Annotated in this window: 14 protein-coding genes and 1 pseudogene; 7 read left to right on the forward strand and 8 right to left on the reverse strand. The window is 64.0% G+C overall.

What is annotated here, in order from left to right; translation table 11 throughout:
* Positions 1 to 14 precede the first annotated feature (14 nt).
* A complete protein-coding gene (locus tag F6X59_RS27820; RefSeq protein WP_346652397.1) occupies positions 15 to 902 on the forward strand; it encodes a lysophospholipid acyltransferase in 888 nt (295 codons plus the stop codon).
* A gap of 178 nt (positions 903 to 1,080) precedes the next feature.
* On the opposite strand, the gene F6X59_RS27825 is transcribed toward F6X59_RS27820, so the two are convergent.
* The 5 genes from F6X59_RS27825 to def all read right to left on the reverse strand — a co-directional run bounded on the left by F6X59_RS27825 (position 1,081) and on the right by def (position 5,605).
* Positions 1,081 to 1,389: a tetratricopeptide repeat protein gene (locus tag F6X59_RS27825; RefSeq protein ID WP_152959272.1), complete on the reverse strand. Its 309-nt coding sequence runs from the start codon at positions 1,387 to 1,389 to the stop codon at positions 1,081 to 1,083.
* Positions 1,390 to 1,400: 11 nt separating this feature from the next.
* Entirely contained in the window at positions 1,401 to 2,774 is a 1,374-nt protein-coding gene (gene trkA, locus F6X59_RS27830; RefSeq protein ID WP_152959273.1) for a Trk system potassium transporter TrkA, read from the reverse strand.
* Between the two features lie 23 nt (positions 2,775 to 2,797).
* Positions 2,798 to 4,108 carry a 16S rRNA (cytosine(967)-C(5))-methyltransferase RsmB gene (gene rsmB, locus F6X59_RS27835; RefSeq protein WP_152959274.1) on the reverse strand — a complete coding sequence of 437 codons (1,311 nt, stop codon included), beginning with the start codon at positions 4,106 to 4,108 and terminating at the stop codon, positions 2,798 to 2,800.
* Positions 4,105 to 5,037 carry a methionyl-tRNA formyltransferase gene (gene fmt / locus F6X59_RS27840; protein WP_152959275.1) on the reverse strand — a complete coding sequence of 311 codons (933 nt, stop codon included), beginning with the start codon at positions 5,035 to 5,037 and terminating at the stop codon, positions 4,105 to 4,107. The genes rsmB and fmt overlap by 4 nt, the downstream gene beginning before the upstream one ends.
* A gap of 61 nt (positions 5,038 to 5,098) precedes the next feature.
* A complete protein-coding gene (def, locus tag F6X59_RS27845) occupies positions 5,099 to 5,605 on the reverse strand; it encodes a peptide deformylase (protein ID WP_016712797.1) in 507 nt (168 codons plus the stop codon).
* A 207-nt stretch (positions 5,606 to 5,812) separates the two neighbouring features.
* Here def and dprA point away from each other — a divergent pair, with 207 nt between their 5' ends.
* The 3 genes and pseudogenes from dprA to F6X59_RS28785 form a co-directional block, all read left to right on the forward strand.
* Positions 5,813 to 6,910 (forward strand): DNA-processing protein DprA, encoded by a 1,098-nt coding sequence (gene dprA, locus F6X59_RS27850; RefSeq protein ID WP_152959276.1) that lies wholly within the window; start codon positions 5,813 to 5,815, stop codon positions 6,908 to 6,910.
* A gap of 42 nt (positions 6,911 to 6,952) precedes the next feature.
* Positions 6,953 to 7,510, forward strand: a complete 558-nt coding sequence (locus F6X59_RS27855; protein WP_152959277.1) for an L-threonylcarbamoyladenylate synthase — start codon at positions 6,953 to 6,955, stop codon at positions 7,508 to 7,510.
* Between the two features lie 155 nt (positions 7,511 to 7,665).
* A pseudogene (locus F6X59_RS28785) lies at positions 7,666 to 7,797 on the forward strand (hypothetical protein); the annotation flags it as partial.
* A gap of 146 nt (positions 7,798 to 7,943) precedes the next feature.
* Here F6X59_RS28785 and F6X59_RS27860 read toward each other — a convergent pair.
* Positions 7,944 to 8,921 (reverse strand): NADPH:quinone reductase, encoded by a 978-nt coding sequence (locus F6X59_RS27860; protein ID WP_152959278.1) that lies wholly within the window; start codon positions 8,919 to 8,921, stop codon positions 7,944 to 7,946.
* A gap of 135 nt (positions 8,922 to 9,056) precedes the next feature.
* Between F6X59_RS27860 and hemF the strand changes: the two genes are divergently transcribed.
* Together hemF and aroE are read left to right on the forward strand one after the other, a co-directional pair.
* Complete coding sequence (hemF, locus tag F6X59_RS27865; RefSeq protein WP_110638928.1) at positions 9,057 to 9,968, forward strand: oxygen-dependent coproporphyrinogen oxidase; 912 nt, start codon at positions 9,057 to 9,059, stop codon at positions 9,966 to 9,968.
* 25 nt (positions 9,969 to 9,993) lie between these two features.
* A complete protein-coding gene (aroE, locus tag F6X59_RS27870; protein WP_152959279.1) occupies positions 9,994 to 10,818 on the forward strand; it encodes a shikimate dehydrogenase in 825 nt (274 codons plus the stop codon).
* 121 nt (positions 10,819 to 10,939) lie between these two features.
* Here aroE and choX read toward each other — a convergent pair whose 3' ends face one another.
* Both choX and betC read right to left on the reverse strand, forming a co-directional pair.
* The gene (gene choX, locus F6X59_RS27875) at positions 10,940 to 11,863 is read right to left on the reverse strand and encodes a choline ABC transporter substrate-binding protein (protein WP_152959280.1); all 924 of its coding nucleotides are present in this window, start codon (positions 11,861 to 11,863) and stop codon (positions 10,940 to 10,942) included.
* A gap of 14 nt (positions 11,864 to 11,877) precedes the next feature.
* Positions 11,878 to 13,395, reverse strand: a complete 1,518-nt coding sequence (gene betC, locus F6X59_RS27880) for a choline-sulfatase (protein WP_152959281.1) — start codon at positions 13,393 to 13,395, stop codon at positions 11,878 to 11,880.
* 108 nt (positions 13,396 to 13,503) lie between these two features.
* On the opposite strand from betC, the gene F6X59_RS27885 reads away from it, so the two are divergent.
* Positions 13,504 to 14,403, forward strand: a complete 900-nt coding sequence (locus tag F6X59_RS27885) for a LysR family transcriptional regulator (RefSeq protein ID WP_152959282.1) — start codon at positions 13,504 to 13,506, stop codon at positions 14,401 to 14,403.
* The last annotated feature ends 115 nt before the right edge of the window (positions 14,404 to 14,518 follow it).

Below are 14,518 nucleotides of genomic sequence, written 5' to 3' on the forward strand. Positions count from 1 at the left end.
ATAAGGAATTGCCTGTGGAAAAGTTCAAGGGCGCCCTGATGGTCGGGGTGCTGCGTCTGTTTGCCAAGCTGCCCTGGGGCGCTGTGCAGCGCGTCGGCGCCGGTATCGGCTGGCTGATGTGGAAAGTCCCCAACGGCTCGCGCAATGTCGTGCGCATCAACCTGGCCAAGTGTTTCCCGGAGATGGATCCGGTGGAGCGCGAGCAGTTGGTCGGTCGTGCACTGAAGGACATCGGTAAGTCCTTCGTCGAAAGTGCCTGTGCCTGGATCTGGCCGCCGCAGCGTTCGCTGGAGCTGGTCAAGGAAGTGCACGGCCTGGAAGTGCTGGAGCAGGCCTTGGCCTCTGGCAAGGGCGTGGTCGGCATCACCAGCCACCTGGGCAACTGGGAAGTGCTCAACCACTTCTACTGCAACCAGTGCAAACCGATCATCTTCTACCGCCCGCCGAAGCTCAAGGCAGTGGATGACCTGCTGCGCGAGCAGCGCGTGCAGATGGGTAACCGTGTGGCGCCTTCGACCAAGGAAGGCATCCTCAGCGTGATCAAGGAAGTGCGTCGCGGTGGGCAGGTGGGTATTCCTGCCGACCCGGAACCGGCGGAATCGGCGGGGGTGTTCGTGCCGTTCCTGGGCACCCAGGCGCTGACCAGCAAGTTTGTGCCGAACATGCTGGCCGGTGGCAAGGCGGTGGGGGTGTTCCTGCATGCGCTGCGGCTGCCGGACGGATCGGGCTTCAAGGTGTTCCTGGAAGCTGCCCCTGAAGAGATGTACAGCACCGACGTGAACGTGTCGGCGGCGGCCATGAGCAAGGTGGTCGAGCGCTATGTGCGCGAGTACCCGAGCCAATACATGTGGAGCATGAAGCGCTTCAAGAAGCGCCCGCCTGGCGAACCGCGCTGGTATTGAGATTGTTGGGGGCGCTTTGCGCCCCTTTCGCCGGCAAGCCAGCTCCCACACCGACCGCATCGACCTGAGGTTATGCTTTAACCTCAGGAAGCCAGGGTTTGCCCAGAATCCAAGAGCCTGCTCGGTCCCTGTGGGAGCTGGCTTGCCTGCGATGGGCTGCAAAGCAGCCCCGGCGATCTCAAGCCTTGTTCAGTTTCTTCAGGAAAACAGCCATCTCTTTCTCGGCCTGCTTGTCCCCATGGGCCTGCGCCGCAACGATCCCATCTTCCCAAGCCTTGCGCGCCGCGGCCAGGTCACCGACCAGCTGATAAGCCTTCCCCAGCAGCTTCCAAGCCGCCGAATACTTGGGATCCTGCTCCACGCACCGTGCCAGGTGTATCGCCGCCTCAGCACCATTGCCCTCATCCAGCCAGGCCTTGCCCAGGCCAAACCTGAGCAGCGGGTTATCCACACCCTTGGCCAGCATCTTCTCCAGCGATTCGCGCATGCCCTCTTCTCCTAGAAGAAACTCAAGCCGACGTGGAACAGCTTCTCCACATCCCGAATGTGCTTTTTATCCACAACGAACAGGATTACATGGTCACCCGACTCGATCACCGTGTCGTCGTGGGCGATCAGCACTTCCTCATCGCGGATGATGGCGCCGATGGTGGTACCCGGTGGCAGCGCAATGTGCTCGACGGCCTTGCCGACCACCTTGCTCGACTTCGAATCACCGTGCGCCACCGCCTCGATGGCCTCGGCCGCGCCGCGGCGCAGCGAGTGCACGCTGACGATATCGCCACGGCGCACGTGCGCCAGCAAAGTGCCGATGGTGGCCAGCTGCGGGCTGATGGCGATGTCGATTTCGCCGCCCTGCACCAGGTCGACATAGGCCGGGTTGTTGATGATGGTCATGACCTTGCCCGCGCCAAGGCGCTTGGCCAGCAGCGACGACATGATGTTGGCCTCGTCGTCGTTGGTCAGGGCCAGGAAAATGTCGGCGTCGGCGATGTTCTCTTCGAGCATCAGGTCCTTGTCCGAGGCACTGCCCTGCAGCACCACTGTGCTTTCAAGGGTATCGGAGAGGTGCCGGCAGCGGGCCGCGCTCATCTCGATGATCTTCACCTGGTAGCGGCTTTCGATGGCTTCGGCCAGACGCTCGCCGATCTGCCCGCCCCCGGCGATGACAATGCGCTTGTTGGTCTCATCGATACGGCGCAGCTCGCCCATCACGGCGCGGATGTCCTTCTTGGCGGCGATGAAGAACACTTCGTCGTCAGCTTCGATCACGGTGTCGCCACGCGGGGTGATCGGCCGGTCGCGGCGGAAGATGGCCGCCACGCGGGTATCGACGTTAGGCATGTGCGCGCGGATCTGGCGCAACTGCTGGCCCACCAGCGGGCCGCCGTAATAGGCCTTCACCGCCACCAGCTGGGCTTTGCCCTCGGCGAAGTCGATGACCTGCAGCGAGCCTGGGTGTTCGATCAGGCGCTTGATGTAGTTGGTCACTACCTGCTCGGGGCTGATCAGCACGTCTACCGGGATATGGTCGTTGTCGAACAACTCTTCGCGGGTCAGGTAGGCCGACTCGCGCACCCGGGCGATCTTGGTCGGAGTGTGGAACAGCGTGTAGGCCACCTGGCAGGCGACCATGTTGGTTTCGTCGCTGTTGGTCACCGCCACCAGCATGTCGGCGTCGTCGGCACCGGCCTGGCGCAGCACCGTCGGCAGCGAGCCGCGGCCCTGCACGGTGCGGATGTCCAGGCGGTCGCCGAGGTCGCGCAGGCGGTCGCCATCGGTGTCGACCACGGTGATGTCGTTGGCTTCGCTGGCCAGGTGTTCCGCCAGCGTACCGCCTACCTGCCCTGCGCCGAGGATGATGATCTTCATCCGCTACTCCCTACCCTGTGTGCTTACCCGCGCGAGGCGGCGATCTTGATCAGCTTGGCATAGTAGAACCCGTCGTGGCCGCCTTCCTGGGCCAGCAGTTGGCGGCCGTGGGGCTGGCGCAGGCCGGCCTCGGTGGCCAGGTCCAGCTCACGGGCGCCCGGGGTGCGGGCGAGGAAGGCGTCGATCACTTCGGTGTTCTCGGTGGGCAGGCTGGAGCAGGTGGCGTACAGCAGCATGCCGCCCACTTCCAGGGTCGGCCACAGGGCATCGAGCAGTTCGCCTTGCAGCGCGGCCAAGGCCGGAATGTCCTCGGCCTGGCGGGTCAGCTTGATGTCCGGGTGGCGGCGGATCACGCCGGTGGCCGAGCACGGTGCATCGAGCAGGATGCGCTGGAACGGCTTGCCGTCCCACCAGTTGGCAGTGTCGCGGGCATCGCAGGCGATCAGCTCGGCGTCCAGTTGCAGGCGGTCGAGGTTTTCGCGCACGCGGGTCAGGCGCTTGGCTTCGAGGTCGATGGCCGTCATGTGGGCCAGGCCCGGTTCGGCTTCAAGCAGGTGGCAGGTCTTGCCGCCAGGGGCGCAGCAGGCGTCGAGCACGCGCTGGCCGGGGGCCAGTTCGAGCAGGTCGGCGGACAGTTGCGCGGCCTCGTCCTGTACGCTGACCCAGCCTTCGGCGAAGCCTGGCAGGCCGCGCACATCGCAGGCTTCGGCCAGCACGATGCCGTCACGGCTGTACTGGCAGGCGCTGGCGCCGATGCCGGCTTGCGCCAGCAGCGCCAGGTAGGCGTCACGGCTGTGGTGGCGACGGTTGACCCGCAGGATCATCGGCGGGTGGGCGTTGTTGGCGGCGCAAATGGCTTCCCACTGCTCTGGCCAGAAGGCCTTCAGCGACTTCTGCAACCAGCGCGGGTGGGCGGTACGCACCACCGGGTCGCGTTCCATGCCGGCGAGCAGTTCCTCGCCCTCACGCTGGGCGCGGCGCAGCACGGCATTGAGCAGGCCCTTGGCCCAAGGCTTCTTCAGCTTGTCGGCGCAGCCGACGGTCTCGCCGATGGCGGCATGGGCTGGAATGCGGGTGTAGAACAGTTGGTACAGGCCGACCAGCAGCAGCGCCTGCACATCGGCGTCGGCGGCCTTGAACGGCTTCTGCAGCAGTTGTGCGGCCAGCAGATCGAGGCGTGGCTGCCAGCGGGCGGTGCCGAACGCCAGGTCCTGGGTCAGGCCCCGGTCGCGTTCTTCGACTTTGTCCAGCTGCGCCGGCAGCGAGCTGTTCAGCGAGGCCTTGCCACTGAGTACAGCGGCAAGGGCACGGGCGGCGGCGAGGCGTGGGTTCATTGGCCCAGTACCTTGCCGGCGGCGAATTTCTCGCGGCGGCTGTTGAACAGGTCGCTGAAGTTCAGCGCCTTGCCGCCGGGCAATTGCAGGCGGGTCAGGCTCAGCGCCTGGTCACCGCAGGCGACGACGAGACCGTCCTTGCTGGCGCAGAGGATCTCGCCCGGGGCACCTTTGCCTGTGGACAAGTTGGCGGCGAGCACCTTCACGCTTTCGCCATCCAGGGTGCTGTGGCACACCGGCCACGGGTTGAAGGCGCGGATCAGGCGTTCCAGCTCGACGGCCGGGCGGCTCCAGTCGATGCGCGCTTCGTCCTTGTTCAGCTTGTGGGCATAGGTGGCCAGGGCATCGTCCTGGACTTCACCGTGCAGCGAACCGTCTGCCAGGCCGGCGATGGCCTGGACTACAGCCGGGGGGCCCATTTCGGCGAGGCGGTCGTGCAGGCTGCCGCCGGTGTCTTCGGCGCTGATCGGGGTGACCACCTTGAGCAGCATCGGCCCGGTATCCAGGCCGGCTTCCATGCGCATCACGGTCACGCCGCTCTCGGCATCGCCCGCTTCCACGGCGCGCTGGATTGGCGCCGCTCCGCGCCAGCGTGGCAGCAAGGAGGCGTGGCTGTTGATACATCCCAGGCGCGGGATGTCGAGGACGACTTGCGGCAGGATCAGGCCATAGGCGACCACCACCATCAGGTCCGGCTTCAGCGCGGCCAGTTCGGCCTGGGCTTCGGCGTTGCGCAGCGTCGGCGGCTGGAATACCGGGATGTCATGGGCCACGGCCAATTGCTTGACCGGGCTCGGCATGAGCTTCTGGCCACGGCCGGCGGGGCGGTCGGGCTGGGTGTAGACGGCCACGATCTCGTACGGGCTGTCGAGCAGGGCCTTGAGGTGTTCGGCGGCAAACTCTGGAGTGCCTGCAAAGACGATGCGCATGGAGTTCTCGCTTGCAAAAAGAAAAAAGGCTTGCCGGAGCAAGCCTTCTGGGAGGTGGGGATCAGGCTTGCTGGCGGTGCTGCTTTTCCAGCTTCTTCTTGATCCGGTCGCGCTTGAGCTGCGACAGGTAGTCGACGAACAGCTTGCCGTTCAGGTGATCGAACTCGTGCTGCACGCACACCGCCAGCAGGCCTTCGCATTCCAGTTCGTACGGCTTGCCGTCGCGGTCCTGGGCCTTGACCCGTACACGCAGCGGGCGGTCGACGTTCTCGTAGAAGCCCGGTACCGACAGGCAACCTTCCTGGTACTGGCCCATGTCGTGGGTCAGCTCTTCGACCGTCGGGTTGATGAAGACGCGCGGCTCGCTGCGGTCTTCGCTGAGGTCCATGACCACGACCTGCAGGTGCACGTTGACCTGAGTGGCGGCCAGGCCGATGCCGGGGGCTTCGTACATGGTTTCAAACATGTCATCGATCAGCTGACGCAGGGCGTCGTCGAACACCGTTACCGGTTTGGCAATGGTGCGCAGGCGCGGGTCGGGGAATTCGAGAATGTTCAAGATGGCCATAAGGTCAGGCAGTCACTGTGCGGTCGGTTGAAAACTGAGCACACATAATAAAGGGAAACGGGGATTTCAGCACCTGTGAAAGCTCGTCTAGGGTCTCTATAGGCCTGATAGCCGCCAAATCATGGACAGCTTTTCAAAGTGTTACCCACAAACTTATCCACAAGTTGTGCCACGTAGATGGCCCTGTTTTGATCAAGGATGATCCCCATGCCGACTTACCATTCGTCGCCTTGTCCGCCTGCCGAACTGGAGGCGCGGTTACGCCTGCATCGCCTGCCCGAGACAGGATTGCGACGCTTTCACACCTTGCTGGAGGCCTTTGGCAGTGCATCTTCGGCGCTGAGTGCGCCGGGCTCGGCCTGGCGCGCGTTAGGCATCGGGCAGACCACCATCGATGCCCGGCGCAGCGCCGAAGTGCGCGATGGCGCGCTTGCCGCAATGGCCTGGCTAGAGCGCCCGGGCCAGCATTTACTGATGTGGGACGGCCCTGACTACCCGGCACTGCTTAGGGAAATCGACGATGCCCCACCGCTGCTTTTCGTGGCTGGCAATACAGCACTGCTCGACCGACCTCAGCTGGCCATTGTGGGCAGCAGGCGTGCCACACCTCCGGCACTCGATACGGCCAGGGCATTTTCCCGTTATCTGGCGCAGGCCGGTTTCACCATCACCAGCGGGCTGGCCTTGGGCATCGATGGTGCCGCTCATCGGGCGGCGCTAGAGGTCGGCGGGGGTACCATCGGTGTGCTGGGAACAGGCTTGCAAAAACTTTATCCACAGCGCCACCGCGACCTTGCGCGGATGATGATCGACATGGACGGTGCGCTGGTGTCCGAGTACCCGCTCGATGCCGGGCCGTTGCCAGGCAACTTCCCGCGGCGCAATCGCATCATCAGCGGCTTGTCGCTCGGTGTGCTGGTGGTCGAGGCCAGCCTTGCCAGCGGCTCGTTGATCACCGCCCGCCTGGCGGCTGAGCAAGGCCGCGAGGTGTACGCGATTCCAGGTTCGATCCACCACCCGGCGGCCAAGGGCTGCCATCAGCTGATTCGTGATGGCGCACTGCTGGTGGAAAGTGTGGAACAGATACTGGAAAGCCTGCGCGGTTGGCAGAACCTGCCGCCCGCTGTGGTAGAGAACCCGCCGCATCCACTGCTTGCCCTGCTGCATGCCGCGCCACAGACTAGCGAGAACCTGGCCCACTTCAGCGACCAGCCGCTGGCCGAGGTGTTGGCGCAGCTGACGGAACTGGAGCTTGAAGGCCGGGTCAGCAATGTCGGCGGGCGTTGGTTTGCCCGCGCTGGCTAAGTACACTGCGCGCAAGCAAGGTTAAAAGGCGGAGAGACGCAAATGGTGAGCAGTTTTCGTGTGCAACAAGCCGCACGTGAGATCCGGGCGGGCGCAGTCATCGCCTACCCGACGGAAGCGGTCTGGGGCCTGGGCTGCGACCCATGGAACGAGGACGCGGTGTATCGCCTGCTGGCACTGAAGTCGCGGCCTGTGGATAAAGGGCTGATCCTGATTGCCGACAACATCCGCCAGTTCGATTTCCTGTTCGAAGATTTTCCCCAGGACTGGATCGACCGCATGGGCAGCACCTGGCCGGGGCCGAACACCTGGCTGGTGCCGCACCAGGACCTGTTGCCGGAGTGGGTGACCGGGCAGCATGACACCGTGGCATTGCGGGTCAGTGATCATCCCCAGGTGCGCGAGCTGTGCGCATTGGTTGGGCCGCTGATTTCCACCTCGTGCAATCCGGGCGGGCGCCCGGCGGCGAAGAGCCGGTTGCGGGTGGAGCAGTATTTCCATGGCCAGCTGGACCTGGTGCTCGGTGGGGCGCTGGGGGGGCGGAAGAATCCGAGTGTGATTCGCAACCTTGCTACTGGCGAAGTCGTTCGCCCGGGCTGATACCTACACACAGGCCTGGCGGGTGGACTTGGTCCCTTGTGGGAGCGGGCGTGCCCGCGAAAAATCCAGCGCGGTACATGGCATGGGCTTCGCCCGTGTTCGCGGGCATGCCCGCTCCCACAGGTTAGGGCCAAGCCTGCGCCGATTTTTCTAACATGCGCGAAGAAGGCCGCGGCATGTTCTGGTCGAACCTGCATGCGATTGAAATGGCGGAGGGTGTGATTGAAGCGATTCTCGATGGTATCGAGACGACACCAACATCGGCGAAGCAGCCCTCACAGGGGTAGCGCTGTACTCAAGGCAGATGCTGGACTTGTGGGCGGGTTCACCCGCGAACACCGGCGAAGCCGGTGCCATGCTCCGCGGCGCCTTCTTCGCGGGTGAACCCGCTCCCACAGGGGGAGTATCTACTGGCTTGAGAGCAGTGTTCGGCTCAAGGCAGCAAAACGGTAGAGCCGACGGTCCTGCGCGCCGACAGCTCCGCCTGCGCCTTGGCCGCCTCACTCAACGGATACCGCTGCTGGATATCCACAACCAGCTTGCCACTACCAATCATCGCAAACAGGTCATCCGCCATAGCCTGGGTGTTCTCGGCATTATTCGCATAGGTCGCCAATGTCGGCCGGGTCACATACAGCGACCCCTTAGCCGACAAAATTCCCAGGTTCACCCCACTCACCGCGCCCGAGGCATTGCCGAAACTCACCATCAACCCGCGCGGGCGCAGGCAGTCCAGCGAGGTCAGCCAGGTGTCGGCACCGACGCCGTCATACACCACCGGGCATTTCTTGCCATCGGTCAGTTCCAGCACCCGCTTGGCCACGTCCTCGCGGCTGTAGTCGATGGTCGCCCAAGCCCCTAGCGCCTTGGCCCGCTCAGCCTTTTCGGCGGAGCTTACGGTACCGATCAGCTTGGCGCCCAAGGCCTTGGCCCATTGGCACGCCAGCGACCCCACGCCACCCGCTGCGGCATGGAACAGGATCACGTCACCGGGCTTAACCTCATAGGTCTGCTTCAGCAGGTACTGCACGGTCAGCCCCTTGAGCATCACCGCTGCCGCCTGCTCGAAACTGATGTTGTCAGGCAGCTTGACCAGATTGGCCTCCGGCAGCGTATGCACTTCGCTGTAGGCACCAAGAGGGCCACCGGCATGGGCCACGCGGTCGCCAACTTTCAGGCGGGTCACGCCCTCGCCCACTGCCTCGACCACGCCCGCCGCTTCAGTACCCAGGCCAGAAGGCAGGGACGGCGGTGCATACAGCCCGCTGCGGAAGTAGGTATCGATGAAGTTCAGGCCGATCGCATGGTTGCGCACGCGCACCTGCTGCGGCCCGGGTGGGGCGGGTTCGAATTCCACAAGCTGCAGCACTTCCGGGCCGCCATGCTGGCTGAACTGGATACGCTTGGCCATCTCGCACTCCTGTTGTCGGGATCGGGAAAAGGCCTTCTATCGGACGCCTTTGCTTGATCGCCGTCAACTGCGGCGCGCGCGCCGGCGGTGGTATGCTACGCGGCGAATTCTTCCCTGCCCGTTCCTGGTGACCCGATGACTAGCCGCACCGAGGCCGTGAAAGCCTACCTGCTCGACCTGCAAGACCGCATCTGCTCTGCCCTCGAAGCCGAAGACGGCGGCGCCCGCTTCGTCGAGGATGCCTGGGTGCGCGAAGCCGGTGGCGGGGGCCGTACGCGGGTGATCGGCGACGGTAAGTTGATCGAGAAAGGCGGGGTCAACTTCTCCCACGTGTTCGGCGCCGGCTTGCCGCCGTCGGCCAGCGCCCACCGCCCGGAACTCGCGGGTCGTGGTTTCGAGGCCTTGGGCGTGTCGCTGGTTATCCACCCGCACAACCCGCATGTGCCGACGTCCCATGCCAACGTGCGCTTCTTCATCGCCGAGAAGGAAGGTGAAGAGGCGGTCTGGTGGTTCGGCGGCGGCTTCGACCTGACCCCGTACTACGGCAACGAGGAAGACTGCATCCACTGGCACCGCGTGGCCGAACAGGCCTGCGCGCCGTTCGGCGCCGACGTGTACCCGCGCTACAAGGCCTGGTGCGACCGCTACTTCCACCTCAAGCACCGCGGCGAGCCGCGTGGCATCGGCGGCCTGTTCTTCGACGACCTGAACGAGTGGGACTTCGACACCTGCTTCGCCTTCCTGCGCGCCATCGGTGACGCCTACGTCGAGGCCTACCTGCCGATCGTCCAGCGCCGCAAGAACACCCCCTTCACCCCGCAGCAGCGCGAGTTCCAGGAATACCGCCGCGGCCGCTACGTGGAGTTCAACCTGGTCTATGACCGTGGCACCCTGTTCGGCCTGCAGTCTGGTGGCCGTACCGAGTCGATCCTCATGTCGCTGCCGCCGCAAGTGCGCTGGGGCTACGACTGGAAGGCCGCGCCCGGTAGTGAGGAAGCACGCCTGACCGAATACTTCCTGCAGGACCGCGACTGGCTCGGCCAGTAAGCCTGTGGATAAACAAGGAATCGCCATGGACCAGTACGTTGTTTTCGGTAACCCCATCGGCCACAGCAAGTCGCCGCTGATCCACCGCCTGTTCGCCGAACAGACCGGCCAGGACCTGGAGTACTCGACCCTGCTGGCACCGCTGGACGAGTTCAGTGACTGCGCACGCGGCTTCTTCAAGCAAGGTAGCGGTGGCAATGTCACCGTGCCGTTCAAGGAAGAAGCCTACCGCCTGTGCGACAGCCTGACCCCGCGGGCCCAGCGTGCAGGTGCGGTGAACACGCTGAGCAAGCTGGCCGACGGCACCCTGCAGGGCGATAACACCGACGGCGCCGGCCTGGTGCGCGACCTGACGGTGAACGCCGGGGTCGAACTGGCCGGCAAGCGCATTCTCATCCTCGGGGCTGGCGGTGCCGTGCGCGGCGTGCTGGAGCCGATCCTGGCGCAACAGCCGCAGTCGCTGGTAATCGCCAACCGTACCGTGGAAAAGGCCGAGCAATTGGCGCGGGAGTTCGATGAGCTGGGGCCCGTGGTGGCAAGCGGGTTTGCCTGGTTGCAGGAGCCGGTGGACGTGATCATCAACGCCACTTCGGCAAGCCTGGCCGGTGAGCTGCCGCCGATTGCCGACAGCCTGGTCGAGGCGGGGCGCACGGTGTGCTACGACATGATGTATGGCAAGGAGCCGACGCCGTTCTGCCAGTGGGCCACCCAGCTGGGTGCGGCCAAGGTGCTGGATGGCTTGGGGATGCTGGCTGAGCAGGCGGCTGAGGCCTTCTTTATCTGGCGTGGGGTGCGGCCGGATACGGCACCAGTGCTTGCTGAACTGCGCCGCCAACTCGCTCGGGGCTGAGATTGTCGGGGCCGCTTTGCGGCCCATCGCAGGCAAGCCAGCTCCCACAGGTACAGTGCCAACTTCAGGTATTGTGATATCCCTGTAGGAGCCGGCTTGCCGGCGATGAGGCCGGTGCAGGTCAAAGCTTGGCTTTGACGGCCTCAAGAGCATCGCCACCGGCTTTGGTGGTCACCCCGGCCAACCATCCTTCCAGCCGCTCGGGATGCTGCTTGATCCAGGCCTTGGCTGCCTCATCGTAGCTCACCTTCTTATCCACAACCTCGGCCATGATGGTGTTTTCCATGTCCAGGGTGAAACTCAGGTTGCCCAGCAGCTTCGCTGCATTCGGGCAGGCTTGTGGATAACCCTTGCGGGTCAGCGTGAACACCTCGCCCTTGCTGCCAAACCACTTCTCCCCGCCAGTCAGGTAATGCATCTTCAGCTTCACGTTCATCGGATGCGGCGTCCAGCCGAGGAAGGTGATGAACTGTTGCTTCTTCACCGCCCGGTCAACCTGCGCCAGCATCGCCTGCTCACTGGACTCCACCAGTTTCCACTGGCCAAGGTTGAATTCGTTCTTGTCGATGATCTCCTTCAGCGACAAGTTCGCAGGCGCGCCTGAGCCGATGCCGTACAGCTTTTGGTCGAACTGATCGGCATGTTTCTGCAGGTCGGCAAAATCCTTCACCCCGGCATTCCATACGTAATCCGGTACCGCCAGGGTGAACTCGGTGCCTTCCAGGTTGCGCGACAGCTGCTGCACATCGCCATTGGCGATGAACTTGTCATGGAAACCTTGCTGCGCCGGCATCCAGTTGCCTAGGAAGGCATCGACCCGGCCGTCCTTGAGGCCGCCGTAGATGATCGGCACCGCCAGGCTGTCGATCTTCACCTGGTAGCCGAGGCTTTCCAGCAGCAGCCGGGCGACAGCGTTGGTCGAGGCGATGTCGCTCCAGCCGGGGTCGGCCATTTTCACGGTGCTGCATTGTGCGTCGCCGTCGGCGGCATGGGCCGTGGCAGTGGCTAGCGCCACGGCGAATACGATGGTGGAGAACTTGTGCATGGCGGCCTCTCTTATCAATCCATAGGTGCGGGCTGTGGATAACGTGCCTTGCGCTCGAGGTCGTCGAGATCGATGTGGTTGCGCATGTACTGTTGGCTGGCGTCCACCAGGGGTTGGTGGTCCCAGCTTTTCAGTTTGCCGATGGCCAGCGCCTCGGCCACCAGTCGACGGCGGCGTTGGCTGGCCAGGACTTGCTGGCGCAGGCTGGGAATATCCCAGCGCTGGCGTGCTTCATCGACAAATGCCTGCAGCAGCGCCTGATGGTCCGGGCTGCCGGTGAGGTTCTCCCGCTCGTGCGGGTCGCGGCTCAGGTCATAGAGTAGGCAGGGGTCATCTTCGCTGTACACGAATTTGTACGGCCCACGGCGGATCATCATCAGCGGGCCGACGGTGCCTTCGGCCATGTATTCACCGATGACCTCGTCGTGGCCACCTTGCCCTTGCAGGTGGCCGAGCAGTGAGCGGCCATCCAGGTGCAGCTGGTTATCCACAGCACCGCCGGCCAGTTCCACCAGGGTTGGCAGCAGGTCGCAGGTCGATACCGAGGCACCGATCCGGCTTGCGGCGAAGCGTTTGGGAGCGTGGACCAGCAACGGTACACGCGCCGACATTTCGAACCAGTGCATCTTGTACCAGAGCCCACGCTCGCCAAGCATGTCGCCATGGTCACCGGAGAACACGATCAGGGTGTCGTCGGCCAGGTTGCATTCTTCCAGGGTCTGCAGCAGCTGGCCGATGTTGTCGTCGATGTAGCTGCAGGCGCCGAAGTAGGCGCGGCGGGCGTCGCGGATCTTGTCCACAGGCAGCGGTTTGTTCCACAGGTCGTAGACCTTGAGCAGGCGTTGCGAATGCGGGTCGAGGTCGGTCTGGCTGAATTCGGCGTGGGGCATGGGGATATCCACAGCCTCGTAGCGATCCCAGTAGCGCTTGGGGATGGTGTACGGGTCGTGCGGATGGGTCATGGACACGGTCAGGCAGAACGGCCGGCCATCGTTTTCGCGCACATGGTCGTAGAGGTACTGGCGTGCTTTGAAGACGACCTCCTCGTCGAAGTCCAGCTGGTTGGTGCGCACGCAGGGCCCAGCCTGTAGCACCGAGGACATGTTGTGGTACCAGCTCGGGCGCACGTCCGGCTCATCCCAGTTCACCGCCCAGCCGTAGTCAGCCGGGTAGATGTCGCTGGTCAGGCGCTCCTCGTAGCCGTGCAACTGGTCCGGGCCGCAGAAATGCATCTTGCCCGACAGCGCGGTGCGGTAGCCCAGGCGGCGCAGGTAGTGTGCATAAGTCGGCACGTCAGCGGGGAAATCGGCCGCGTTGTCGTAGGCGCCGATGCGACTCGGCAGCTGGCCGCTGACCAGGGTGAAGCGTGACGGTGCGCACAGCGGGCTGTTGCAGTAGGCCGAGTCGAACACCACTGCCTGCTCGGCGAGGCGGCTCAAATGGGGCATCTGGATCGGCGAAGGGCCGTAGATCGGCAGCAGGGGCGCGGCCATCTGGTCGGCCATGATGAACAGGATATTCGGGCGCGTCATGGTAGCTTCCATCGTTTAGGGTTATGCGAACCGCTTGCCTACCAAGATGCGACTGTGGATAACATGGGTAAAGCCCATGGCGGGCAATGTCTGGGATTAGCTGAGCTTATGTTTGATCACCTTGCCGAGTTGTCGCTGGATGCCTTGCGTGTGTTCGAGGCCGCAGCCCGCTTGCGTGGGTTTACCGCAGCGGCGCTGGAACTGGGCACTACGCAACCGGCGGTTAGCCAGCAGGTGAAGCGCCTGGAGGCGCAGCTGGGCACACGCCTGTTCGACCGTATCTACCGCGGCATCGAGCTGACCGAGGCGGGCCAGCTGCTGTTCGAGCAGGTGCATCAAGGTTTGCAAGCCATGGATGACGGCATTGCCTTGGCCAGTGGGCGTGGCCAGCGGGAAGTGCTGCAGGTGGCCACCGACTTTGCTTTTGCGGCGTTCTGGCTGATGCCACGGCTGCAGCGCTTTCACGAAGCTTATCCACAGGTCGATGTGAGCCTGGTGACGGGTGAGCGCAGCCAGGGGATGCTACGCCCGGATATCGATGTGGCGGTGCTGTTCGGCGATGGGCGCTTTCATCAGGGCGAAAGCCGCTGGTTGTTCGATGAGGAGGTTTTCCCGGTCTGCAGCCCGCGGCTGATTCATGGAAAACCCTTGTCAGCCGTGGCTTTGCAGCGATTGCCGTTGCTCCACTTGCGCGGTGAGCAGGCTAGTCGCTGGTTTGACTGGGCGGGGGTGTTTCGCGGCTTTGGCGTGGCCAGCCCACCGCCGGCTGGGCAGTTGCGGTTCGATAACTACACACTGCTGATTCAGGCGGCGATTGCCGGGCAAGGAGTGGCGATTGGCTGGGGCCACCTGGTTGATGGGCTGGTGGAGCAAGGGTTGCTGTGTCGGCCGTTGGAGGGGAGTTTGCGGTCGGCGCGGGGGTATTACGCGGTGCTGCCGCCGCGTAAACGGCGTGGGGCGTTGATCGAGCGGTTTGTGGATTGGCTGGAGCGAGAGCGCAGCCTGTGACATCCGTGGGGGGGGCTGCGCAGCTCCCGGTAAGCGGGACTGTCAGATTTTTTGTGTGCGGGCCGGTAACGGCCTGCCGTTAGGCAGGCCCTGATTTTCACCAGGTCGGCCTGAT

The sequence above is a fragment of the Pseudomonas sp. MN1F genome, from assembly GCF_009391885.1.
Taxonomy (GTDB): domain Bacteria; phylum Pseudomonadota; class Gammaproteobacteria; order Pseudomonadales; family Pseudomonadaceae; genus Aquipseudomonas.